The following is a 241-nucleotide window of genomic DNA, read 5'->3' on the forward strand; positions in this document are numbered from 1 at the left end:
CCAAAGGGTGCTTTTTTATTGCCAAGTTTAAGGGGGTTACATGCAAGAGCATGAAAGGAATTTCTTATTTTTGATTGCTATTGGGGCGTGTATTGGATTCGCAAAGCTCTTGGTTTCAGATGAAAAGCTAACCTGGCGTTTAGCGATTGGGCGAACAATTTTAGGATCTGCAACATCAACTGTTGCTGGCGCAGTGGTATTGCAAATACCAGATATCAATCCATTGGGGCTTTTGGCGATT

General features: G+C 42.3%; 1 protein-coding gene. It reads left to right on the forward strand.

The genetic code is table 11. The annotated features are described in order from the left end of the window. Positions 1 to 40: 40 nt before the first annotated feature. A partial coding sequence (locus ACWQ4X_RS19960) for a holin (protein ID WP_457904701.1) occupies positions 41 to 241 on the forward strand: 201 nt, incomplete at its 3' end.

This window comes from Acinetobacter sp. NigerLNRRAM0016 (genome assembly GCF_054112845.1).